Annotated in this window: 23 protein-coding genes and 1 pseudogene; 9 read left to right on the plus strand and 15 right to left on the minus strand. The window is 60.8% G+C overall.

Annotated features, from left to right (window positions below):
- The first annotated feature begins 145 nt into the window (after window positions 1-145).
- Together CHH27_RS09840 and CHH27_RS09845 are read left to right on the plus strand one after the other, a co-directional pair.
- A complete protein-coding gene (locus CHH27_RS09840) occupies window positions 146-691 on the plus strand; it encodes a LuxR C-terminal-related transcriptional regulator (protein ID WP_094071429.1) in 546 nt (181 codons plus the stop codon).
- Between the two features lie 39 nt (window positions 692-730).
- Entirely contained in the window at window positions 731-1,771 is a 1,041-nt protein-coding gene (locus CHH27_RS09845) for a PLP-dependent cysteine synthase family protein (RefSeq protein WP_094071430.1), read from the plus strand.
- 20 nt (window positions 1,772-1,791) lie between these two features.
- Here CHH27_RS09845 and CHH27_RS09850 read toward each other — a convergent pair whose 3' ends face one another.
- Together CHH27_RS09850 and CHH27_RS09855 are read right to left on the minus strand one after the other, a co-directional pair.
- Window positions 1,792-2,526: an alpha/beta fold hydrolase gene (locus tag CHH27_RS09850; protein ID WP_157738841.1), complete on the minus strand. Its 735-nt coding sequence runs from the start codon at window positions 2,524-2,526 to the stop codon at window positions 1,792-1,794.
- Between the two features lie 117 nt (window positions 2,527-2,643).
- Window positions 2,644-4,101 carry a sensor domain-containing diguanylate cyclase gene (locus CHH27_RS09855; protein WP_198338386.1) on the minus strand — a complete coding sequence of 486 codons (1,458 nt, stop codon included), beginning with the start codon at window positions 4,099-4,101 and terminating at the stop codon, window positions 2,644-2,646.
- Window positions 4,102-4,361: 260 nt separating this feature from the next.
- Here CHH27_RS09855 and CHH27_RS09860 point away from each other — a divergent pair, with 260 nt between their 5' ends.
- The gene (locus CHH27_RS09860) at window positions 4,362-5,048 is read left to right on the plus strand and encodes a DUF1287 domain-containing protein (RefSeq protein ID WP_094071433.1); all 687 of its coding nucleotides are present in this window, start codon (window positions 4,362-4,364) and stop codon (window positions 5,046-5,048) included.
- A gap of 22 nt (window positions 5,049-5,070) precedes the next feature.
- Here CHH27_RS09860 and CHH27_RS09865 read toward each other — a convergent pair whose 3' ends face one another.
- Together CHH27_RS09865 and CHH27_RS09870 are read right to left on the minus strand one after the other, a co-directional pair.
- Entirely contained in the window at window positions 5,071-6,255 is a 1,185-nt protein-coding gene (locus tag CHH27_RS09865) for a mandelate racemase/muconate lactonizing enzyme family protein (RefSeq protein ID WP_094071434.1), read from the minus strand.
- A 15-nt stretch (window positions 6,256-6,270) separates the two neighbouring features.
- Window positions 6,271-7,848: a trimethylamine methyltransferase family protein gene (locus CHH27_RS09870; protein WP_094071435.1), complete on the minus strand. Its 1,578-nt coding sequence runs from the start codon at window positions 7,846-7,848 to the stop codon at window positions 6,271-6,273.
- Window positions 7,849-7,943: 95 nt separating this feature from the next.
- On the opposite strand from CHH27_RS09870, the gene CHH27_RS09875 reads away from it, so the two are divergent.
- Window positions 7,944-8,915: a LysR substrate-binding domain-containing protein gene (locus CHH27_RS09875; protein ID WP_094071436.1), complete on the plus strand. Its 972-nt coding sequence runs from the start codon at window positions 7,944-7,946 to the stop codon at window positions 8,913-8,915.
- Here CHH27_RS09875 and CHH27_RS09885 read toward each other — a convergent pair.
- Window positions 8,907-9,832, minus strand: a pseudogene (locus CHH27_RS09885) (LysR family transcriptional regulator). The gene CHH27_RS09875 and the pseudogene CHH27_RS09885 overlap by 9 nt on opposite strands.
- Before the next feature lie 127 nt (window positions 9,833-9,959).
- Between CHH27_RS09885 and CHH27_RS09890 the strand changes: the two are divergent.
- Genes CHH27_RS09890 through CHH27_RS09910 form a run of 5 tightly spaced genes read left to right on the plus strand, consistent with a single transcriptional unit; the run spans window position 9,960 to window position 14,595 of the window.
- Entirely contained in the window at window positions 9,960-11,120 is a 1,161-nt protein-coding gene (locus CHH27_RS09890; protein WP_094071439.1) for an acyl-CoA dehydrogenase family protein, read from the plus strand.
- Entirely contained in the window at window positions 11,120-12,217 is a 1,098-nt protein-coding gene (locus CHH27_RS09895; RefSeq protein ID WP_094071440.1) for a CaiB/BaiF CoA-transferase family protein, read from the plus strand. Before CHH27_RS09890 ends, CHH27_RS09895 begins: the two co-directional genes overlap by 1 nt.
- A 1-nt stretch (window position 12,218) precedes the next feature.
- Window positions 12,219-13,064, plus strand: a complete 846-nt coding sequence (locus CHH27_RS09900) for a MaoC family dehydratase N-terminal domain-containing protein (protein ID WP_094071441.1) — start codon at window positions 12,219-12,221, stop codon at window positions 13,062-13,064.
- Entirely contained in the window at window positions 13,058-13,858 is an 801-nt protein-coding gene (locus CHH27_RS09905) for a CoA ester lyase (RefSeq protein ID WP_094071442.1), read from the plus strand. The genes CHH27_RS09900 and CHH27_RS09905 overlap by 7 nt, the downstream gene beginning before the upstream one ends.
- Window positions 13,855-14,595, plus strand: a complete 741-nt coding sequence (locus CHH27_RS09910; protein WP_198338511.1) for an alpha/beta fold hydrolase — start codon at window positions 13,855-13,857, stop codon at window positions 14,593-14,595. Before CHH27_RS09905 ends, CHH27_RS09910 begins: the two co-directional genes overlap by 4 nt.
- A 70-nt stretch (window positions 14,596-14,665) precedes the next feature.
- Here CHH27_RS09910 and chrA read toward each other — a convergent pair whose 3' ends face one another.
- The 10 genes from chrA to flgB form a co-directional block, all read right to left on the minus strand.
- The gene (chrA, locus tag CHH27_RS09915) at window positions 14,666-15,982 is read right to left on the minus strand and encodes a chromate efflux transporter (protein ID WP_094071443.1); all 1,317 of its coding nucleotides are present in this window, start codon (window positions 15,980-15,982) and stop codon (window positions 14,666-14,668) included.
- 5 nt (window positions 15,983-15,987) lie between these two features.
- Complete coding sequence (locus CHH27_RS09920) at window positions 15,988-16,806, minus strand: sulfurtransferase/chromate resistance protein (protein ID WP_094071444.1); 819 nt, start codon at window positions 16,804-16,806, stop codon at window positions 15,988-15,990.
- A gap of 164 nt (window positions 16,807-16,970) precedes the next feature.
- Complete coding sequence (locus CHH27_RS09925; protein ID WP_094071445.1) at window positions 16,971-17,306, minus strand: cupin domain-containing protein; 336 nt, start codon at window positions 17,304-17,306, stop codon at window positions 16,971-16,973.
- A 51-nt stretch (window positions 17,307-17,357) separates the two neighbouring features.
- Window positions 17,358-19,901, minus strand: coding sequence for a cell cycle histidine kinase CckA (cckA, locus tag CHH27_RS09930; RefSeq protein ID WP_371681850.1), 2,544 nt, complete (start codon window positions 19,899-19,901; stop codon window positions 17,358-17,360).
- Window positions 19,902-20,061: 160 nt separating this feature from the next.
- Window positions 20,062-21,141, minus strand: a complete 1,080-nt coding sequence (gene flhB, locus CHH27_RS09935) for a flagellar biosynthesis protein FlhB (protein ID WP_094071447.1) — start codon at window positions 21,139-21,141, stop codon at window positions 20,062-20,064.
- A 9-nt stretch (window positions 21,142-21,150) separates the two neighbouring features.
- Entirely contained in the window at window positions 21,151-21,924 is a 774-nt protein-coding gene (fliR, locus tag CHH27_RS09940) for a flagellar biosynthetic protein FliR (RefSeq protein ID WP_094071448.1), read from the minus strand.
- 10 nt (window positions 21,925-21,934) lie between these two features.
- Window positions 21,935-22,201, minus strand: a complete 267-nt coding sequence (gene fliQ / locus CHH27_RS09945; protein ID WP_094071449.1) for a flagellar biosynthesis protein FliQ — start codon at window positions 22,199-22,201, stop codon at window positions 21,935-21,937.
- A gap of 24 nt (window positions 22,202-22,225) precedes the next feature.
- A complete protein-coding gene (locus tag CHH27_RS09950) occupies window positions 22,226-22,540 on the minus strand; it encodes a flagellar hook-basal body complex protein FliE (protein WP_094071450.1) in 315 nt (104 codons plus the stop codon).
- A gap of 27 nt (window positions 22,541-22,567) precedes the next feature.
- Window positions 22,568-22,978 carry a flagellar basal body rod protein FlgC gene (gene flgC, locus CHH27_RS09955; protein ID WP_094071451.1) on the minus strand — a complete coding sequence of 137 codons (411 nt, stop codon included), beginning with the start codon at window positions 22,976-22,978 and terminating at the stop codon, window positions 22,568-22,570.
- 31 nt (window positions 22,979-23,009) lie between these two features.
- The gene (gene flgB / locus CHH27_RS09960; RefSeq protein ID WP_094074645.1) at window positions 23,010-23,414 is read right to left on the minus strand and encodes a flagellar basal body rod protein FlgB; all 405 of its coding nucleotides are present in this window, start codon (window positions 23,412-23,414) and stop codon (window positions 23,010-23,012) included.
- Between the last annotated feature and the right edge of the window lie 390 nt (window positions 23,415-23,804).

The following is a 23,804-nucleotide window of genomic DNA, read 5'->3' on the forward strand; positions in this document are numbered from 1 at the left end:
GGTGTGGCGGTGCAGTCCCGGGCGGCTTTCCTCCCGGCAGCCTCAGGCGCACCCACGCACACAACCAATCCCCCAAAAAGCGCTATTGAGATACAATCCGAAGTCCCCCGCCGGAAATTCCGGCAAAACACGTAACGGAAACAAGATGGAAGACTTTGCAGCGCTCGCGTTCGACAATGCACCGGTTGGCTTGATCTTCTCCGAAAACCGGAAGATCCGGCGCTGCAATCCGCGATTTGCGGAGATGTTCGGCTATGCGCCCGAGGAACTGGCCGACGCTTCCCTGTCGCTGCTGTATCCGTCATCGGAAGAATTCCAGCGCATCGGCCGAATCGGACTTGAAATCATGCGGGGTGTCGGTCGCTACCGGGACGAACGCATCATGCGCCGCAAGTCGGGTGAGAATTTCTGGTGCCGGGTGCGCGGCCAGTCGCTGGACGCCGATGCCCCCTTCGAAAAAGCCGTCTGGAGCTTCGCCGACATTTCCGAGGATCGGCCTCTGGCTGAAATGAGCCTGCGTGAGCGCCAGGTGGCCAAACTTCTGGCGGAAGGCAACACCACCAAGGAGATTGCCCGTCTGCTGGAATTGTCACCGCGCACCGTGGAAGTGCACCGGGCCCGCCTGATGAAAAAATTCAGCGCCCGCAACAGCCTGGAGCTGATTGCCCATATTGCGGGAATCCCGCTTTAGGGCCACTCTGACGCAAACACCGGCCGGGGAGTAACGCACATGGACAAATGGGTGCATGACGCCGTCGCGAAAATCAACGCGGACGCGCACCGCTCTGCCGACACCCATCTGTTCAAGCTGCACGGGCTGAAGCTCGACGGTATCGATATCTATTTGAAAGATGAAAGCACCCACCCGACCGGCAGTCTGAAACACCGCCTCGCCCGCTCCCTGTTTCTCTATGCGCTCTGTAACGGCAAGATCACCGAGGGCACACCTGTCATCGAGGCGTCCTCGGGCAGCACAGCCGTATCGGAGGCCTATTTCGCCCAGATGATCGGTGTGCCCTTCATCGCCGTGGTGCCGAAATCGACAGCGCACAGCAAGATCGAACTGATCCGTCTTTACGGCGGCGAACCGCATTATGTCGGCTCCGCCCCGGAGATGCATGGCGCTGCCGTTGACCTGGCAAACAAGATGGGCGGCCACTTCATGGACCAGTTCACCTATGCGGAACGGGCAACGGACTGGCGCGGCAACAACAACATCGCCGAAAGCATTTTTGAGCAGATGGCGTTCGAGCCCCACCCGATCCCCAGAATGCTGGTCATGAGCGCCGGCACCGGCGGCACGTCGGCAACGCTCGGGCGATACATCCGCTACAAGGGACATGTGACGGGCCTGACCGTGGTCGATCCCGAGAACTCCGTGTTTCACGATGCATATCATTCAGGCGACCACAGCCTCACGGCTGACTGTTCCAGCCGCATCGAGGGTATCGGCCGGCCACAGGTGGAACACTCCTTCGTACCGGGCGTCATCGACCGGATGATCAAGGTGCCGGACGCTGCCAGCGTCGCCACCATGTTGTGGCTGGAAAAGCTGATCGGCCGCAAACCAGGGCCTTCGACCGGCACCAACCTGTGGGGCACACTGCAGATCGCGGCGGAGATGCGCGGCCGCGGCGAGACCGGCTCAATCGTCTCGGTCATGTGCGACAGCGGCCAGCGCTATCTCGACACCTATTTCGATCCGGACTGGGTGTCCGCACATATTGGCGATATCAGCCCCTATTCCAAAGAGTTGGAGCAGTGGCCCTAAGCAGCCCGGATTATCAGCTCCTAGCCGTTTTCAAGTGACACCTGAATTTCCCGTGCGAGTAACTCGGGCTGATCCACACTTGGCCAGTGCGAGGCGTCTGCCAGGACAACCCGGCGCATCCGGCTGGCCGCAATCCTGTCGAGAGAGGCCTGCGGGCAGTTTTCGGGATTGTAGAAATAGGTCACGTCTGCCGACGCCATCAGTACGTCGCCAGGCACCTCTTCATTGGAAAAACGGCGCGCATCGCACCCCAGATCCCAGAGCGCCCGTGCATCGGCGCTGGCGACCTTCTGGCGGTATCTTGCAATCACCGGATCGTCTTCTGCCATGTCGTCCAGGCGCGCGAGGAACGCGGTCCGAAACGCCAGCGGGTCGTCATGGTCTGCCGCCGTTCCCGAAAAATAGGCGTCTTCTGCCGTCAGGTTTCCCTCCAGCGACAGGATTTGGCGCAAGGGGCAGTCGGGCTGCGCTGCTGCAAGCGACGCGACAATGGAGGCAACGGAATGCGCGACAATGATCCGGGCCTCCTCCAGACGGGCAACCTCCGCCACGTGGCAGGCTAGCGTCTGCAAATTTGTTGTTTCCAGGGCCGGCGCGCCAAACCCCGGCAAATCGGTCGGTAGCAGTCGAAAGGAATTCGCCAGAGGCGTCTTCAGGAGATTGGAATACATCTCCGAGGTATCGCCAAATCCGGCGATCAGCAGGATTGCAGGCCGGCCCTGTGAAAAAGCTACGTCGGATTGTTCATCAGCCATCTCAACTCCGCCGTTTCGGACACCCGGCTGCCTCTTCTTCATCCATTTTCAGGAATTGGCCAGTGGGGAGCAGGCCTAGCACGTTTTATGCACCCATTGGTCCGACGCCGCCCGGCTTCAACTCGCTGCGCGCATCCGGAACGTCTTGTAGGTGAGAACGTTGGAGCCGCTTTTTTTGGCCTGGTACATGGCCTGGTCGGCGCGCTTGATGAGCTCGGTCGCCGTGTCGGCATCGTCCGGATAGTAGGAAATGCCAATGCTGACGCTGATGGAGATCGTCTTGCCCTGGATCTCCGTCGGCTTGGAAATTTCGCGATAGATCCGGCCCGCACAGGACAAGACGTCATCTTCGCCGCAATAGTCCCCGATGATGACCGCGAACTCGTCCCCACCAACCCGCGTGACGATATCTCCGTCACGGGTGCATTTCTTGATCGTTTCGGCCACTTCCTGCAAAAGCGCGTCCCCCACCGGGTGTCCGTGGCTGTCATTGACGGGCTTGAACGTGTTCAGGTCCAGCATCATCAGCGCGAATTTGCGGTTCTCGCGATCGGCGATCCGGACATTTTCCTCCAGGCTCTGGCTGAAATGGGCCCGATTGGACAGGCCGGTCAGGTGGTCGGTCATGGCAAGGCGCCGGACCGCTTCTTCGCTTTCTTTCAGCACGGTGATGTCCGCGTGTGTTCCCGACATGCGCAAGGGCTCGCCGTCCTTGGTCCACTCGACAACACGGCCGCGATCCAGAACCCACACCCATCGGCCGTCCTTGTGGCGCATGCGGATTTCACAATCATAGGCCGGCACCTTGCCGGCAAAAACCTCTTCCAATTTCTCCTGCGACTTTTTCACGTCGTCCGGATGCGCGAGCTTTTCCCAGGTTTCCGTGCTGACCGGTTCCAGTTCTTCCAGCTTGTAACCGACAATTTCTGCCCAACGCTTGTTGTAGACCGCAGCTCCCGTCTGCACGTTCCATTCCCAAGTGCCGACATTTGTCCCGAATATGATTTCCCGGAGGCGCTGTTCTGAAGATCTCAGACGCCTGTGTGCCGCGTTGCGTTCAAGAAACAGGAATCCGACGGCGATCAGCGAAACGGTGAGTGTTATCACCAGCGCCAGCATCCAGCGGTCCCGGGTTTCGTTGGCGGAGGCGAGCTCTTTGCTTTTCGCGTCCACCATCTCTTCGAGCCGGTTCTTGTAATGCCAGAGTTCCTCCTGACGACCGCGATCTGCTGAAATGTCGTGAATGATGGACAACAGTGCAGGCCGGCCGCGAAATTCCAGCGGTGTGGAATGAACTTCAACGGTGCGCACGGACCCGTCAGCCAGCTTGTGCCGGAAGATGAAGAAATTGCGGTCTTCGCGTTGCGCCAGCTGGCGCTCCGCAAGCACTTGCTCTGCCGTCAGCTGATTGATGGTCTGAATAGCCATACTACGCAGCGTCGCACGATCGTAGCCGTAAAACTCCTGTGCAGCCTTGTTGGCGTCGATGATGGACCCGCTGGCCGGTTCGATCATGAGCATCGGCGCACTGTGTTTCTGAAAGACTTGCTCGTAAGGCAAATAGTCCTGCGCCACGGCCGCGGGCCCTGACAACAGGAAAACCCACGCAAACATCGTAATTATTGACAGTGTTTTTTTGCCAAACATTCGATTGCACCGCATATTCACAAAGTAAAGCGGGATCTTATTAAATTTCCAGAAACAAAAGGGAGAAAATTACCAAGTTCTGGTTGCAGATCACCGACAACGACCGCACTTTCACGACCTGCCCGCCATGACCGCCCTATTCCTGTCCAACTGCCTCCCTATCGCTGGGTCGAAACCTGGAGGACGGAATGAAACGGCGCACTTTTCTGATCGGATCCGGCCTTCTGGCCGGCAGCGGGCTGTTCGCAGCAAGCCAGGTTACCGCCGGCAGGTTCGAAAACGGCTTACGTTCGGCCCAATCGGCGCCCGGTCAGCCAAGGTACGTTTCAACGCGCGTGCCACTCTGGGCAGAAAAACTGATCGCCGCCGCTGAAAACCAGATCGGGGTTACCCTGATCTATGACCCGGCTTACGCGGGGCTGGCTTTTCCAAATGGCGACATACCCCGGGAACGCGGGGTTTGCACCGACGTCGTCATCCGCGCCTATCGCGATGCATTCGGTTACGACCTGCAACAGGCCGTCAATGCCGACATGAAGGCGCATTTTTCGGCCTATCCGAAGATCTGGGGCCTGAAGCGTCCGGACCGCAATATCGATCACCGCCGGGTGCCGAACCTGCAGGCCTTCTTCAAACGCAAAGGCGCAGAGCTGCCGGTCAGCGACCGGCCGGGCGATTATGTTCCCGGTGACCTCGTCTCGCAGATGCTGCCTGGAAACCTGCCCCATATCGCCATTGTCACCCACCGGATCTCGCCCGATGGCAAAAGGCCGATGGTGGTTCACAATATCGGTGCCGGGACACGGCTGGAAGACCGTCTGTTCGACTTTGAAATCACTGGCCGCTACCGGTTCCAGCCTGCACAGGCGGCCTGATTGCCTTCTTGGCTTTCCCGATTCAGTACAGTGGCAAGGTCCGATGATGGGTCGGTCGGGCCGGGTCCTGGAAATGGCTCATCGGCCCCTCGTCTTCGAAAAGCTTCGCCCACCGTCTGAATTCGACCGGGTCCAGCTCAATGCCCAGCCCCGGCCCTTCCGGCACCCGCACAACATCGTTTGTCTGCCGGAACGGACCATCCCGGATCACGTCGCCGATCTGCCAGCGGAACAGGGCCTGCGAGGCTTCCGAAATCAGGGGCGTTGCCGCGGAAACATGCAGATAGGCCGCCGTCATGATGCCGAGATCGTTGGAGTAACACCAGAAACCCTTGCCCATGGCCTCACAGGCGGCAATGAATTTCAGGCTGCGTGAAATCCCGCCCAGCGCGGCGAAATTGCAGACAAAATTATCCGGTGCGCCGAGCGCAACTGCCCGTTTCAGGTCCGGGACATGCGTCGAAAAGGGAATGATGCTGTGCTGGCGCAGCGCCGCCATTTCCTCGAATGTGGCAACCGGATCCTCGTAATTGCGGATGTTGAAAGGCTCCAGCTCGCGCAGCAGCCAGCGCGCTGTCGTCAGCGAATACTGCATGTTGCTGTCGAGCTTGATCTCGGCCTTCTCTCCCAGCGCCTCGCGCAACAGCCTGACCGTTCTGATCTCCAGCTCCGGATCACCCAGGATCAGTTTGCCCTCAAAAATGGACGAGCCGTGCTCCTCCCGCATCTTCAGGCAGTAGTCACGGATGGCCTCCGCGCTCATTTCCCCACCGGCGCCAGTGTGCTCGGGGCGGAAGGAGAAATACTCGGAGAACTTGATGTCCTTGCGCACGGCGCCGCCCAGCAACTTGTAGAGCGGTTGCCCGAACACCTTGCCCTTGATGTCCCAGAGCGCTAGTTCAACGGCCCCGAAGGCAACCGAGGCCGCCCCCTCGCCCGTATTCGCCGTGATCTGCCAGGGCGGCACGCAGCGGGCTTCACAATCGGCAAGGTCCAGCGGATCTGCCCCGATCAGCGCCGGAGCGATTTCAGCCTTGATCACCTCGCCGAAATGATACCAGGGCGCTTCACCGAGCCCAACGACGCCTTCGTCCGTCTCCACCTCAATGATCGACTTGGACGCGCCCGGATAAAGCCCGCCTGTCCACCAGAATGGCGCATCAAACGGCAGGTTGACGTGGGTGACACGGATGTTTGTGATCTTCATTTTGTCTTCCCGACCTCAGTACCAGCGGTCTTCCATGGAGGCTTTCCGTCTCTCGACAAAATCGGCCAGCTGTTCCTTCAGACCGGCGTCGAGCGGTGGCACTTCATAGGCGGAAAGCGTTTCCTTCCAGGCCCGGTTGGCGCGGGTGGCGGCGTCCACCGAACCGTTTTCCTCCCAGGTCTCGAACGGCGTGTTGTCGGCGCTGGCCGCGTCGAAAAACGCGGTCTCGTAATTGCGCATCGTATGCTCGCAGCCAAAGAAGTGATTGCCCGGGCCGACTTCGCGGAAGGCGTCCAGCGCCAGTGTGTTGTCGTCGACAACAACGCTGCCGAGATAGGTGTGCAGCGCACCGCAGAAATCCGCGTCCATCATGAATTTCTCGTAGGACATGGACAGCAGCCCATCGAGAAAACCAGCGGAATGCAGAATGAAATTGGCCCCGCAATGGATGGCCGAGAGCATCGACATGGTGCCTTCGTTCATGGCCTGGGCGTCCGGCAGTTTCGACGTGGTGAAGTTGCCGGCACAGCGCAGCGGCAAGCCGGCCCGACGCGCCAGCTGACCGACAAGAAGGGAGCCAGCCGCCGGTTCCGGCGTGCCGAAGGTCGGCGAACCGGAGCGCAGGCTCATCGACGACAGGAAATTGCCATAGATCACCGGCGCGCCAGGGCGCACAAGTTGGGTCAACGCACATCCTGCCAGCGTTTCCGCATGGGCCTGGGCAATCGCTCCGGCCGTTGTGACCGGCCCCATGGCCCCGCCCAGAATGAACGGAACCAGTACCGTTCCCTGATTGGCCGCTGCATAGGCGCGCAGGACACTGGTCATCGTGCCGTCCCAGACCAGCGGTGAGTTGACGTTGAGATTGCCCATGATGACGCAGTTGCTTTCCAGGAACTCAGCGCCAAACACCATCCGGGCCATCTCGATGGAATCTTCGGCGCGCTCCTGTGCGGTGACCGAGCCCAGGAATGGCCGGTCCGACAGCGTGATATGGGCCATGACCATATCGAGGTGCCGCTTGTTTACCGGCACATCCACCGGTTCGCAGATCGTACCGCCGGAGTGATGCAGCCAGGGCGAGGACTGGGCCAGCTTGATGAAGTTGCGGAAGTCCTCGATCGTGCCGTATCGGCGCCCCTCGTCGAGATCCATCACAAACGGGCTGCCATAGGCGGGCGCGAAGACGACGTTGTCGCCACCGATCTCGACACTGTTGGCCGGATTGCGGGCATGCTGGGTGAACCGGCTCGGTGCTGTTTTCAGAAGCTCCGGTATCAGCCCCTTCGGAAACCGGACGCGAACCCCGTCCAGCTCGGCACCTGCGGATTTCCAAAGTGCCAGACTTTCCGGATCGTCCCGAAACTCGATACCGATTTCGGCCAGCAGCGTTTCCGCAGTTGCCTCGATCCGCTGAAGGCTCTCTTCGGAGAGGATATCGTGAGGTGGCAGCTGCCGGACAATATAGGGCCGGCCGACTGGTGCGACACTCATCGAGCGCTTGGCCCGGCGGCCAGCGCGCCCACCGCTGCGCCCGCCTCGAACCGCTTCATTTGCGCCCTGCCGATCGGCAGTCTCGGAAACAACGGCCATAACATCCTCCCAGTGCCATATCCTGGTTCGATGCTAGACGTGCCAAATCGCTTTGTAACGCTTGAAAATTGTCATGCTTCACATAAAATTTGTTCATGACAAACTTGCGCAGACTGCTACCATCCTTTCGTGGCCTGGTCGCCTTTGAGGCCGCCGGGCGGCTCAGCTCCTTCACAAGGGCCGGCGAAGAACTTGGCATGACCCAATCTGCCGTTTCCTATTCGATCAAGGCTCTGGAGGAGGAGATCGGCCAGCCGCTGTTTCAGCGCGGTCACCGGGAAGTCCGCCTGACACGAGCAGGTGACCGGCTTCATGCGGAAGTAACGCGCGGGCTATATCTACTGGCCGACGGCATTGGCGCGGTGCGGACCAGACCGGCGGACGACGTCGTCACAGTCTCGGTATCGACGGCCTTCGCAACCTTGTGGATAGCGCCCCGCCTGCAGCTCCTGCGCACGGACCTGGCGGATATCGAACTGCGGCTTCACACGGCCGATCGGGATCTCGATATTGTTGCGGAAGAGATTCCACTCGGTATTCGCGGTGGCCGCCCCAAGGATTGGCCCGGCTATGCCTGCGCCCGTTTCGAGACCGAGGAAATCATCGCGGTCGCCTCCCCGGCTTATCTGGAAAAACACGGCACTCCCGAGCAACCGCGCGATCTTCTCTCGCACCACCTTGCCCATCTCGACGAACCTTATCGCTACGCAGCCACCTGGAAGGACTGGCTGCGGTCCGCCGGTGTTCCCGGCGCGGACAAGGTGCGTGGCTCGCGTGCGAACGAATATGTTGCCGTGGTGCAGATGGCCCTCGACGGCGACGCCGTTGCTCTGGGCTGGCGCCATCTCGTGGAAGCCTTCATCGACAATGGCCGCCTCCGGAAAGTCACCGGCCACACGTTCCGGACCGGCAATGGATATTACGTCGTCTGGCCGAAGGACAAGGATCTGGATGACAATGCGCGCGCCGTCCGGGACTGGATGCTGAGCCAGAACCTCACCGAAGACAACAGCAACAGTTTCAGGCATTTGAACGTGGTTCAGGACGGGTCATCGCCGTCACGATGACGGCACCCGAGCCGCCGCCCAGGCGCCCTTGTCGCGCAGATCGATAATCACTTCCCTCAGGAGATCGCGAACCGCAGCCTGGGCGCGCGGCACGGGACGCCCACCGCGCGACATCAGATGGGCGCCGCGCCAGAGACCCGGCGACGCAATATGGCTGACCTTCAATGCACCGGACGCCACTTCGTCCGCTACCGCGTAGAGAGGGAGTATCGAAGGTCCAAAGCCAGCAGAGACCAGCCGTTTGATGTTGTTGAAGGAATCGATTTCCATGGCGATTTTTGGTGCAAAACCAAGCCCCTGGCAGGTCTGGTCGATCAGAACCCGCAGACCGTGCGCACCGCTCGGCAGGACCATCGGTTCTTCCTCAAGCTTTGCCAGATCAAGCGTCTCCGGCGGCGAACTGCCCCCGGCCACACCACCACCAGTTCTTCTTCCAGCAGAAGATCGGACAGGATCTGCGGATCCCGCGAACGGCTGTAGAGCACGGCAATGTCAATCTTGCCCTCCGACAGCCATTCACCGATGAAGCCGCTCATCGCTTCGGTAATGTTGAGCGTGATCCGCGGATAGCGTTGGCGGGCCGCCAGGATCAGCGGCAACGACACCATGGCACTGATCGTGCCTGGAAACCCGAGGCGCACGATCCCCGCCGGATCCCCGTCAAGATTGCGAATGTCATCCTCGGCGCGCGCCAGATCGTCGAGGATGCGGCGCGCCCTTTCCACCAGTAGGTCGCCTGCCTCGGTCGGCCGGACACCAGCGCGTCCGCGTATCAGCAACTCTGTGCCCAATTGTTGCTCCATGTTCTTCACATGGAGCGACAGCGCCGGCTGCGCCACGTGAAGACGCTCAGCCGCCTTTGTGAGCGACCCCTGTTCGGCAATTTCGAGAAAATAGCGCAGCTGCCTGATATCCATCACGGCCTCTTGGTGGGGAACGACCTTCTATATAATTTTTCTATATCTATAATCCAAAACATATATTTGTTTAATGCCGACAGGCGGGCTTAACTGCGGTCACTCCGGTTCCAGTAAGAAGCCCAAAATGACCGCCCAGCCAGACACCTATCAGGATATCCGAGACGGGATCCGGGCCCTTTGCGCCCAGTTTCCCGCCGAATATCACCGCAAGATCGACGAAGAGCGCGCCTACCCGGAGGATTTCGTTTCCGCATTGACCCGAGAAGGCTGGATGGCCGCGCTGATCCCGGAAGCCTATGGCGGCTCCGGCCTCGGCCTGACTGAAGCCTCGGTGATCATGGAAGAGATCAATCGCGCAGGGGGCAATTCGGGCGCCTGCCACGGCCAGATGTACAACATGACAACCCTGGTCCGGCACGGTTCTGAGGAACAACGCCGGAAATACCTGCCGAAAATCGCGGCCGGCGAGCTAAGCCTGCAGTCCATGGGGGTCACGGAACCGACCACCGGCACCGACACCACAAAAATCAAGACCACAGCGGTGAAGACGGGCGACCGGTATGTCATCAACGGACAGAAGGTCTGGATCAGCCGGGTCCAGCATTCCGACCTGATGATCCTTCTGGCCCGCACGACACCCTTGAAGGATGTTCAGAAAAAATCCGAAGGCCTGTCGATCTTTCTCGTCGACATCAAGCACGCCATGTCTTCCGGCATGGAGGTTCGGCCCATCCCGAACATGGTCAATCACGAGACCAACGAGCTCTTTTTCGACAATCTGGAGATCCCTGAGGAGAACCTGATCGGCGAGGAAGGCAAGGGGTTCAAATACATCCTCACGGGCCTCAACGCCGAACGCACGCTGATTGCCGCCGAATGCATCGGTGACGGCTACTGGTTCACCGACAAGGTGACGGATTATGTCCGCGATCGCGAAGTGTTCGGCCGTCCGATCGGTCAGAACCAGGGTGTGCAGTTCCCGATTGCCGAAGCCTTTATCGAGATCGAGGCGGCCAATCTGATGCGCTACAAGGCCTGCGCCCTCTATGACAAGGGCGCCCCCTGCGGCACGGAAGCCAACATGGCCAAATACCTGGCCGCCAAGGCGAGCTGGGAAGCCGCCAATGCCTGCCTGCAATTTCATGGCGGCTTCGGATTCGCAGCCGAATATGATGTTGAACGCAAGTTCCGGGAGACCCGCCTTTACCAGGTGGCACCGATTTCGACCAATCTCATTCTGTCTTATGTCGCCGAGCACGTGCTCGGCCTGCCGAGGTCCTACTGATGGTTTTGCCGCTTGAAGGCCTGAAGGTCGTTGCCGTCGAACAGGCGGTCGCCGCCCCCTTTGCCTCCTCCCGCCTTGCCGATGCCGGCGCCCTGGTCACCAAGATCGAACGCCCGGAGGGCGATTTTGCCAGAGGCTACGATGCTGTTGCCGCCGGCCAGTCGAGTTATTTCGTCTGGCTCAACCGGGGCAAGAACAGCATCACCCTGGACCTTGCCTCGGATCGGGGCAAGAGCGTCCTGGGCGAGTTGATTGCCGATGCGGACGTCCTGATCCAGAATCTGAAACCCGGCGCCCTCGCCCGTCTCGGTTTCGATCCGGTGCAGCTCATCGAAAGACACCCCCGCCTGATCACCTGTTCCATCAGCGGCTTTGGCGAAACCGGACCGATGGCAGATCGCAAGGCCTATGACCTCCTGATCCAGGCCGAGACCGGTCTCTGCTCGATCACGGGCGGACCGAACGAACCCTCGCGGGTCGGCATTTCTGTGGTGGATATAGCGACGGGTGCGACCGCTTATGCCGCCATCCTGGAGGCCCTGATCCAGCGTGGCATCACTGGCAAGGGCGCTCAGATTTCCATCTCAATGTTTGACGTTCTCGCCGACTGGTTGACCGTGCCCCTACTCAATCATGAGGGCGGTCACACGCCGAAGCGGATCGGCCTCGCCCATCCGTCGATCTCCCCTTACGGTGTCTTTTCCGCAAAAGACGGAACTCCGATCCTGATTTCCATTCAGAGCGACCGGGAGTGGCGCGTGCTCTGCAGCGACTTCATGGGGCGGCCGGAGCTTGGCACCGACCCGCGCTTTGCCACCAATGTGGCCCGCGTTGCCAATCGTTCGGAGACAGACGGCGCTGTCGCCGATGCCTTTGCGACGCAGGATGCCGCAACAGCCATCGCGCAGCTCACCAAAGCCGGGATCGCGCTGGCGACCGTCAACGATATGGCGGGTCTCTCCAGACATCCGCATCTGCGCCGGATGACGGTCGAGAGCCCGGGAGGACCTGTCTCCTTCCCCGCACCTGCGGCCATCTTCAAGGACGCACCGCGAACCTACGGCCCGGTACCGGCCCTCAAACCGCTGGAGAGCTGACATGGATCTCGATATCGACCATTTGCGCCGCTGGATCGGGCGAGAGGACAGCGCTTCCGAGACCTTGAGCCCTGCACTTGTGCGCCAGTTCAATGCCACCTTCGACCGCTCCTCCGGTGAAACGCCGGGAAATGCGGCTCCGCTCCTGATCCATTTCTGCCTGGCCCAGCCTTCCGTCGCCACTGCGGAACTCGGACCGGACGGCCATGCCGCCCGCGGCGGTTTCCTGCCCCCGGTGCCGCTGCCCCGGCGCATGTGGGCCGGCGGCGCCTTCACCTTTCACGGCGACATCCTGATTGGAGATGAGGTCACGCGGCGCTCCACCGTCAAGGACGTGGTCTTCAAACAGGGGCGCACCGGTCCCTTGTGCTTTGTCACCGTCCAGCACGACGTCACGGCAAATAGCCGGCCGGTCCTGACCGAACGCCAGGACATCGTCTATCGCCAAGCGCCGTCTGTGCAGGAGACCACCACAAAGCCCGCCGTCGAAGCCGCAGCGCAAGGTGAGAATTTCCGAAAGATTACCCCGTCTGCCGCTTATCTGTTTCGCTATTCCGCCATGACCTTCAACGGCCACCGCATCCACTATGACAAGGACTATGTGCGCGACGTGGAAGGCTATCCGGGCCTGATCGTACACGGCCCCTTGCAGGCGACGCTGCTTTGCCAGTTTGCCGCCGACCTGAAAGGCAGCTGCCCGGCAGAGTTCAGCTTTCGCAGCATCGGCACAATCTTCGACACGGCTGATTTCACCGTCAATGCGGCGGACGCGGAAGACGGCAGCCTGCGGCTCTGGTCTGCACAGGTCGGCGGCCCTGTGGCGGTGGAGGCAACCGCGTCGTGGTGACAATCCTTCAAGCACCACTCTTCGTGCCCGCCAACCGGCCGGACCGCTTTGCGAAGGCCGCTGCGAGCGATGCGGATGCTGTCATTCTTGACCTTGAAGACGCGATTCCAGCGTCAGAAAAGGACAGTGCCCGGGCCAATCTCACAAGCACGTTCACCGACAAACCGGTGATCGTCCGGGTCAACGCGGCCCAGACGCCGTTTCATACCGCCGACATCGACACGCTCAAATTTCTAGAGATAGATGCGGTGATGCTGCCCAAGGCAGAAGACCTTGCAGATATCGACAAGCTCTGGACGTCTCTGGGTCGCAGGTTGCCGGTCATCGCCCTGATCGAAAGCGCCAGGGGGCTCGCCAATGCGCGCGAGATTGCCGCTCACGAAGGCGTTGTCCGGCTCGCCTTCGGTTCAATCGACTATTGCGCTGACCTCGGCTGCGCGCATCGCCAGGACGTCCTGCTGCCTGTTCGTTCCGAGTTGGTGCTCGCTTCGAAACTCGCCGGCATTGCCGCGCCGATCGACGGTGTCACCGCGGATCTGACCGACCCCGCCATCGCTCATGAGGATGCTGCGCATGCTCGAGACCTCGGCATGACCGGCAAACTCTGCATTCATCCCAGGCAGGTCGCCGATATCCGCAGGGCACTTGCACCAGGTGTTTCCGAGATCGCGTGGGCCCGCAGGGTTCTGAGCGCCGGCGATGGCGCCGTCGTCGTCGACGGGGCCATGGTCGACGCACCGGTCAGGATCAGGGCAAGGGCCATTCTGGCCGCCGTTCCGGAGGACACCCGATGACCCTGCCACAGATCGTGCTGATACCCGGGCTCATGAATGATGCCGATCTCTGGCGTGACCAGATTGCGGACCTTCGGGACATTGCCCAACCCCGCGTTGCCGACATCACCCACGGTACATCCCTGGCGGTGCTCGCCGAGATGGTTCTGGCGACGAGTGCCGACACCTTTGCCCTCGCCGGTTTCTCTCTCGGTGGCATCGTGGCCCAGGAGGTGATGCGGCGAGCCCCGGAACGGGTCACCCACCTGGCACTGCTCGACACCACCATGCTGCCGGATACGCCGGAGCGCAGTCGGGAGCGCGAACAGCTCATCACCCAGACCACAAAGCCCGGGCGCTTTCACGGCTTCGGCCGCAAGCTCGCCCGCTCTTATCTCTCGCCGGATAATCAGTCCAACCATGTCCTGATCGACCGCGTTCGTACCATGACCGAACGGCTTGGCCCGGAAGTTTTTGTTCGCCAGTCCCGGATCGAGCGCCCGGACAGCCGTGCCTCGCTCGCCCGCATCACCTGCCCGACACTGGTGCTGTGCGGCCGCCACGACGTTCTGACCCCGCCCGACCTTCACAAGGATATGGCCAGCCACATTCCGGGTGCCGACCTTTCCATTCTGGAGGAGAGCGGCCATCTGACACCAATCGAGGAACCGGACGCCGTGACCGCAAACCTGCGCGCGCTGCTGAGGCGCCGCTCAAGGCTAGGCGCCAAACCTGCCGCTGTGGAAACAGAGACTTGAGCTCAGGCTCTGAATCAGTTTGCCAGCAACCTGAATCAATGCCTGAACCCGGTCCGGACCGAACACTGACTTAGATCAGCGAAAGCAGCACGCCGCCAAGAGCCGACGCCAGGAGCACCCAGATCAGCCCGGCATGAAACCGCAGCAGCAACACGCCGCAAAGCGCTGCCAAGACGGGCACCCGCCAGTCCAGACTGGCAAGATCCGGCAGCCAGAGCGTCAGCCAGCTCCATTTTTCTGCCGTGACATCCGCAAAGAAGACATGCAAGGCGAACCAGACAGACAAGTTCAAAATGACGCCGACCACAGCCGCGATGATCGCGCTGAGAGCCGATTTCAGCCTCGGTTGGGCGGAGATCCATTCCAGATAGGGAGCTCCGGCAAAGATCCAGAGGAAACACGGCACGAAGGTGGCCCAAAGCGCGACCAGGCCACCGGCAAGACCGAGCGCCAGGCCGCCTTCATTGGCAGCGGCGAGAAAGCCGACAAACTGTGTCACCAGGATCAGCGGCCCCGGCGTTGTTTCGGCCAGCCCCAGACCGTCCATCATTTCACCGGCGCTCAGCCAGCCGTGAATGGTCACAACATCCTGGGCCATATAGGCAAGCACCGCATAGGCACCGCCAAAGGTGACCACAGCCAGCTTGGAGAAGAACCAGCCCAGCTCGCTCAGCACCGGCACACCCGTTGCCCCCTCAAGCACAGCGAGCGGTCCAAGCCAGACGACAAGCCAGATGGCCACGGTCCGCAGTGTTCTGGAAACCGGCACGCCAATCGGCGGACTTCCGCTCGTTCCGAGATGCTTTGAGGAGAACACAGCGCCGTAGAACCCGGCCGCAAGGACGATCAGGGGAAAGGGCAATGCGAGAAAGAAGATCGCAATGAAAGCCAGACCCGCGATCACCCATTGCCGCTGTTCCGTCAAAGCCCGCTTGGAGAGCCGCAGGAGCGCTTCAAGCACCACGATGAGAACGGCGGCCTTGATACCGAGAAACAACTGGCTGACCAGCGGCACGTTGCCATAAAGCGCGTAAACCGTTGCCAGGGCAAAGATCGCCAGGGCGCCGGGCACCACGAACAGGAGACCGGCCAGCAAGCCGCCGGCCACACCCCGCAGCTTCCAGCCGCAATAGGTCGCCAGCTGCATGGCTTCAGGCCCCGGCAGGAGCATGCAGAAACCGAGCGCGTTGACGTAGTTTTTCTCCGACAACCAGCCGGTCTCATCGACCAGCTTGCGGTGCATGAGGGCAATCTGGGCCGCCGGTCCTCCGAAAGACAGAAGGCCGATGCCGCCGAAGATGGAAACCAGACGTCCCCAGGAGGTGTCCTGCCCGTCTGACGGCGCAGCGCCAGACACTTCCGGTGCCGTTTTTTGATGTGCAGTCACAACAGTCAGCCCTTCCTGCTCGGCGTCGGCCAGTCATGGCCTTCCTCTACCGCATCCCGGGCCCAACGGTAATAGGCATCATAGAGCCCCATACCCGCCTCGAGTTGCTTGAGATCATCCTTGTACATGCGTGATAGACCTAGGGAGGCGGCGAGTAGCCCGGCGGCCTCGGGCGCCAGGTCGTGCCGGTTGGTATCCGCACCGCGAACGATGGTCGCCAGGCGCAGAAGCGGTTCTGTTGTCAGGCCGAATGCGCTCACCATCGTATCGAAGCTGCAAAACTCTTCCCGGTGGCTCCAGAAGACCCCTTCGACGTCAAACGGCGTGGCGTTGAAGCGTTCGGCCACCCCGGCCACTTCCGACGGCGCGACGAAGAGAAACCTGGCCGACGGATCGACAAACCGCCTGATCAGCCAGGGACAGGCAATCCGGTCGATCTTCGGCCGGTGCCGTGTCACCCAGACGGTCTGTCCCTTTTCATTGCGCGCCGGCAGACTTGCAGCGGGAACCATCGGCAATCCGGCCTCCCGCCAACCCGTTGCGCCCCCTTCCAGGATCTGGGCCTCGATGCCCTCGGCACGCAAAATCGCGGCGGCACCCGCGCTGAGTTTCAGCCCTTTCCAGCAGACCACGACCACCTTCCGCCCGGCCAGGTGCTGCACCAGCGCTTCAACCTCGTTGAAGGGGTGCCGAAAGGCTGAGGGAAGGAAGAAAGGATCGTTGTCAAAGTCCTCGTCGATGCGCACATCGACAATCACCGGTGCGTCCGGCAGGCCTATCAATCTGTTCAGCTGAGAAACTGTAATCGTGTTTGGAGACGGCATGGCGCGTCCTCCCGTCAATTGAGGGTCTATGGACGCGAAACTTCAGCTGACGCCTCACGGGGTGTTCGCATGCCCCATGCGCAGTTCAGTGCCAAATCGGGTTGGGAGTGTCAAGCACGGCAGGCTGGAATGCGCCGTTCAGACCAGCCCGGCCCAGGCCCGGTTCAGGTCCTCAGCGGATACCGCTCCGCCTCTTCGAAAACGTCAATCACCTTGGTTCCCGCCTTGATGATCGCACCATGCTCGGCACCGCTCGGAATGTCATAGATGGCGCCGGGGCCCAGGGTCCGGGTCTCACCGGCAATGGTGAATTCGATCTCGCCGCTCAAGACAGTGCCCCACTGCGCCAGATGGGAATGGGGCGGCAGGACCATGTCTTTGACAAAGTCGAAAAAGACGACGAGCCCGGCATCGGATTGCACGGCATACGACTTGACGACATCCTCCGGAAACGGGACATCAAGTGCTGGAAACCTCTGAATAAACTCCGGAAACTGCATGCGATCACCCGCCCTGTTCGATGAAACAGGGCGAAGTCTGCACCGGCTTTCCTAACCGTTCAAGACATCCTTCACCGTGGTCGCCAGCTGCTTCAGCGTGAACGGCTTGGGCAGGAAGAAGAACTGCTCGCCTTCCGGCAGGTTTTCTTCAAACGCATCCTCGGCATAGCCCGACACGAAGATGATCTTCAGATCAGGGCGGGTCTTGCGCAGCTCCACAAGAAGGGTAGGTCCATCCATTTCCGGCATCACCACGTCGGAGACCACCAGATCGACCTCGCCATCGGTTTCTTCCATCACCTCCAGCGCCTCGTTGCCGGAGCCAGCCTCGTAGACGGTGTAGCCGCGTGAGGCGAGCGCACGCGCGGCAAACGCCCGCACGGCCTCTTCATCCTCGACCAGCAGGATCGATGCGGAACCGGTGAGATCGGCGACCTTCTCCGGTTCGCTCTCCTTCGGCTCCGGCTTCTTCTCTTCTACCACTTGCGGGATGTGCCGCGGCAGGAACAGCCGGAACGTCGTGCCGAGATCGACCTCGGAGGTGCAGAAGATGAACCCGCCGGTCTGCTTGACGATGCCGTAGACGGTGGACAGACCGAGCCCGGTCCCCTTGCCGACTTCCTTGGTGGAAAAGAACGGATCGAAGATCTTTTCCATGATCTCCGGCGGCATGCCGTGACCGGTGTCCTCGACCTCGACCAGCGTGTATTCGCCCGGGGGCATGCCACGGGTGTTGTCGAATTTCGTGCTCTCGGCCTCGGTGACATTGCGCGTGCGAATGGTCAGGCGGCCGCCATCGGACATGGCATCGCCCGCGTTCACGGCCAGGTTGACGATCACCTGTTCCAGCTGGTTGAGGTCGGCCATGACCGGCCACAGATCGCGGCCGTGGATCACCTTCAGGTCGACCTTTTCGCCGAGCAAGCGGTCAAGCAGGATGGAGAGATCCGCCAGAACGTCGTTCAGTTCCAGCTGCTGCGGACGCAGCGTCTGGCGACGCGAGAAGGCCAGCAGCTGCCGCACCAGACCGGCGGCCCGGTTGGCGTTCTGCTTGATGTTCATGATGTCCTGGAAGGACGGGTCGGTCGGCCGGTGGCTGGCAAGCAGCAGATCGGAGAAGCCGATGATCGCGGTCAGGACGTTGTTGAAATCATGTGCAACGCCGCCGGCCAGCTGACCGATGGCCTGCATCTTCTGGCTCTGGGCAAATTGCGCTTCCAGCGCCCGCTGCTGCGTGGTTTCCAGCGCATAGACGATGGCCGCCTCACCGTCGCCCTCGCCTTCCTGAACCGCGGAGACATAGAACGTCGCCGAGCGCGGATCGTTGCCTTCGACAAGCGGAATGTCGACAGGCGCGATTTCGCCGATGCCGTTGGCGGCCGCCTGCAAGGACCTTGAGAGCTCCTCGCGACCATTGTCGGCCACATAGGCTTCCAGCTTGGGCGACTCGTCATCCGTATCGACAGCCCCGAACAGCTTAAGGAAAGGCGCATTGGTCCTGAGCACCCGGCCTTCCTTGTCGAGCGAGGCAATCGCAATCGGCGTGTTGTTGAAGAAACGTGCGAAACGGACCTCAGCGGCGCGCAGCGCTTCGGACGCTTCCTCGCCCCGGGACCGGTTGAGCACCAGCGTCCGGCTGTCCCCGGGCTGGCCGTTCTCGCCGAAGGGCACCCGGTGCAAGAGCCGCACCGGAAGGCCGCGACCGTTGCGGGTGACAAAATCAAGATCGAAGGTTTCGCTCTTGACCTCGCCGGCCTGGCCCTTGAGGGAGCGGATCAGCTCGGTCCCGTCGCCGCGCACGATACTGGAGAGATCGAGGTCACCGGCGTCGAACTGGGCCAGATCATACCCCAGCCAGTCGGCCAGCGTGGCGTTCAGATAGACGATCCTGCCTTCGGCATCGCAGGAAAAGAACCCGGCCGGCGCATGATCGAGGAAATTGATGACCCGCTGCAGCTCCTGGAAGGAGTTTTCCTGTTCGGCGCGGTCGCGGGTGATGTCGGACAGCTGCCACACGGCCATGGGCTTGCCACCGCCCCGTTCCTTGGACACCTGAAGCGGACGCACCGACACCCGGTACCAGCGCGCGGTGCCGTCCGCCCGTCCGAGCGGGAACGGCATGCGGATCTCTTCCTGGGCCCTGCGGCCGTCACGCATCGCCTGGGACAGGCGGAAAATGGCGTCGGCTGCATCCGGATCAGAAGAGAACACCCGTTCAACCACCCGAATGTCGGCAGCGGTCTCCGCGCCGGTCAGATCGGCATAGGCCTTGTTGGCGTAAACCAGTCGCCCGTCCAGATCGGTGATCAGGGCGCCGTCTTCCAGCGTGTCGACAAAAGCGGATGCAAGCGGATTGGATTCACCCGGACGCGCGGACAGGCGCAGGAAGCCGATTGCCCCGGCAAAGAGGCAGAACACGCCGACCACGGCAAGGATGCCCAGAAGCGCAAGGATGAACGGCTGCGCAACTTCACGGTCCATCACCGCAAAGGCAGCTGCGGCGCCGACAAGCAGCAGCGCCAGGCCGATCAGCAGCCCTATATTGCCGGACCGCTCTGGGCGACTGATCATCGGCCCGCTCGGCGATCCGTCCATGTCCTTCATCCGTCCTGTCTCCCCGGCCCGATTCGCATCTGAAAGGGCCGTACATAAGCATTCTGTGCTTAATAGCGTATTTCAACTGATATGCGACCAAGTCCTGTTGAAATTCACCTGTTTGACTTGGGAGCTGTCCTGGCCTGTTGCTTTGATGCCGTCAGTTTGCCCGCCACTTGGCGCGGTTGCGCATGCGGAAGACGAAGCCGATCACCTCGGCAACCGCCTTGTAATGCTCTTCCGGCACTTCCTGATCGATGTCGACGGTCGCATAAAGCGCACGGGCAAGCGGCGGGTTCTCGACCACGGGCACCTCGTGCTCCTTGGCGATCTCACGCATTTTCAGGGCAACGGCATCCGTGCCCTTGGCCAGGCAGAGCGGCGCGCCCATTCCCTCTTCATATTTGAGTGCAACAGCATAGTGGGTCGGGTTGGTAACGACCACCGTCGCAGCCGGCACCGCCGCCATCATGCGCTTGCGCGAGCGTTCCATCCGGAGTTGCCGGATCTTGCCCTTGACCTGCGGATCACCTTCCGTCTGCTTAAATTCTTCTTTGATCTCGCGCAGCGACATCTTCTGTTTGTTGAACCACTTGTTCTTCTGGTAGATGAAGTCGGCTGCGGCAACGACCGTCATGACCGCAAGAATGGCGGCAAGGCATTGCAGGATAAGCACCCGGGCTTCCTGCAGAATGACGCTGGTTTCCGCGAAGATGATGATGTCGGCCTCATCCCGGTGTGGCCACATCACCGCGACCATGACCGCGCCCACGATCACGATCTTCGCCATGCCCTTTGCGAAGTTGACCAGGCTGTCGACGGAAAACAGGCGCTTGAAGCCCGAGAGAGGTGAAATCTTGGAGAGCTTCGGCTTGATGGTTTCGCCGGTAAACAGCGGCTGGTGCTGCACGAGGTTGCCTGCAACCGCCATGAGAACCAGCGCCAGAAGAGGCAAACCGGCGATCAAGGCAACCGACTGGCCCGTGTCGCGCCACAGGGCTTTCAGCGCATAGCCGTCCACCGGGATCTGGTGGGCATGCTCCAGGTATCCTTTCATCAGGTCGCCCAGCGCAGCAGCCGCTCCGGGCGCAAGCAGGGCAATCATCAGGGTCGCCCCGGCCAGCGTGAACCAGGTACTGACTTCCTGAGATTTCGGTACGTCCCCCTTGTCATGCGCTTCCTTCAAGCGCTTTTGCGTGGGGTCCTCAGTTTTCTCCGAATCGTCGGTATTGTCAGCCATTGCGCGGCATCACCCCACAATGAACTTGCCGAGAGCCTGCTGAAAATGATCCAGATAGAACATCATCAGCGTGACAATCAGCACCATGAGAAGAAGGAACCCGATCGCGATGTTCACGGGCATGGCGATGAAGAAGATCTGCATTTGCGGCATCAGCTTGTTAAGCAGGCCAAGGCCGAAGTAAAACACCAGACCGACCACCAGAAACGGCGCGGACATGCGCACCGCGATGGTAAAGACATGCGCCACCGTATCCGCCGCGTTCTGGGAAAAGTCGCCAACGGGCGGCGGCATTCCCGGCGGAAAAAGAGTGAAACTGTCATGCAGCGCAGCGATCACCAGATAGTGGGTGTCGGTCACGAAGATCAGCGTGATCCCAAGGATTGACAGGAAGTTGCCGTAAAGCGCGCCCTGCTGGCCCTCGTTGGCGATGTCCGTGCCGAGCGCAAAGGCCAGGCCCGACTGGTTGGCCATGATCACACCCGCGATCTGCAGGACGGACGTGATCATCTTAGCACAGAGCCCGATGCCGAACCCGATGGCCATTTCCGCAAACAGGAGCATTGCGAGCCGTGGCGCGTTCGATGTCAGGTCGGCCGGATAGAGTGAGGAGGCTACCGGATAGAGCACCAGCGTCAGGGCCAGTGCGATCGTCAGCCGAAACCGCGTTGGAATGGTGCTCTCTCCGAGCCCCGGCAGCAGCATGATCATCGTGCCCAGCCGCGCGAACATCAGCATGAACGCGGCGGCAACATCGGGCAGGAAATCAAGCTGGATCGTCATGAGCGCACGCCTAACCGGTGGTCAGGATCAACTCGCTGATGCGCCCCATGAAGGTCTGGAGCACGCTGCTCATGAAGGGCAGCATCACAAGGATTGTCGCAAAGATCGCCAGGATCTTGGGCACGAAGACCAGCGTCATTTCCTGAATCTGCGTCAGTGCCTGGAACAGGGCGATCACGATGCCCACCAGAAGACCGATCACCATGACCGGCCCCGCCACCAGGATCATGGTCCAGACGGCTTCACGTGCCACATCTAGAACTTCAGCACCGGTCATGAAATGCGCCTTTCAGTTTGCCAATCAGATCGGCATTCGCATGATTTCCTCATAGGCGGAAATGACCCGGTCGCGCACCGCGACCATGGTTTCCAGGGCCACTTCGGTTTCGGCGATCGCCGTGACCACATCGACCACGTCGGCCTTGCCTTCCACAAGGCCAACAGCCTTGTCGTCGGCCACACGTCCAGCCTCAACCACGTCCCCGACCGCTTCCTGCACCATCTTGCCGAAATCGACAGCCTCCGGACGGGGCGCGTTGTCTTCCAGCGCCCGCGCCTGCTGCTGCAGCTTGGCCGCCATCTGGTAGGCATTGTTAGCAATCGATGCGGTCGACATGGCTTAGGCTCCTTGCGGCTCGGCGGCTTACGCCCGCAGAATATCGATGGTCTTCTGAAGCATCTTTCGGGTTGAATCGATGACGTTCAGATTGGCTTCGTAGGACCGCTGCGCTTCGCGCATGTCGGTGGTCTCGATCAGCGTGTTCACGTTCGGCTGACGCACATAGCCCTGCTCGTCCGCGGCCGGATGCCCCGGCATGTGCACGGATTTGAACGCGGACGTGTCCTCTGCGATCTTGCCGAGCTCAACCTTGTTGGCCTCCAGCTCGCGATCGAAATGAGACTGGAAGGTCGGGATCTTGCGCCGGTAGGGCTCTTCCTCGGGTGTCCTGCCTGTCGAGTTGGCGTTGGCAATGTTCTCCGCGATGACTCGCATGCGCCCGTTTTGCGCTTTCAGTCCGCTTGCGGAGATGAACAGGGATTTGAGCAGGTCCATGGATCGGGTCCTTTTCTAGTCAGGCCACGCGTCAGACGCTTTTGGAAAGGGCTTTCCGGATCAATCCGAGTCCCTTGGTGTAAAGCGCTGTCACCGCCTGGTAGTCCATCTGGTTTTCGGTGATCTTCATCATCTGCTCTTCCAGATTGACGCTGTTTCCGCTCGGCGTGATTTCGAATGTGTCGCGCTCTTCCGCCTTGACCTTGCCCTGGCCCGATATCGCCACTTCGATATGCCCGGCCTTGGTGGTGGCCGTTGTCAGGCCGAAAGACTGACGACCGATATGCTCCTGGAAGGAATAGGCCTTCACTTCCCGGGCCTGGTAGCCAGGCGTGTCAGCATGGGCAATGTTTTCCGCAAGCACGCCCTGCCGTGTCTGATGCCATTGCATCTTCGACTTCAGCGCCTGGAACAGCGGCAGATCGGTGACGGTCATGCGATTCACCATTCGTTAACCAACTCGGCAATGATTGCCGTTCAAATGGTTAATGAAAGGTTAATGCCCGCACCGGACCTCAGCACGCAAACCTTACAAAAACCAGTGGAAGGGACAACATTCCTTTGCATTTCGCAAAAAGAGCCATGGCCCCGACAGGCAAATTTTGCCTGCTTCTGTTAACTTTAAGGCCTAGTGAGATTCGCAGCGGCTCAGCAAGCAACCGGCATTCAGAATTCCATGAGGAGCGCCGCTCCCGCACTGAGAAAAGCAAGGCTATCGAGTGCGTTGGAGAGCCGGGCCGTCCGAAGCGAAGCACCAGGAATTACTGGGGATAAAGGCGTTCTTCCCCAATTGAGGCAAGAAGCCGGGGTAACCGGCAATCGAGTT

Origin of the sequence: Labrenzia sp. VG12 (assembly GCF_002237595.1) — a bacterium.
In the GTDB taxonomy this organism is placed as follows: Bacteria; Pseudomonadota; Alphaproteobacteria; order Rhizobiales; family Stappiaceae; genus Roseibium.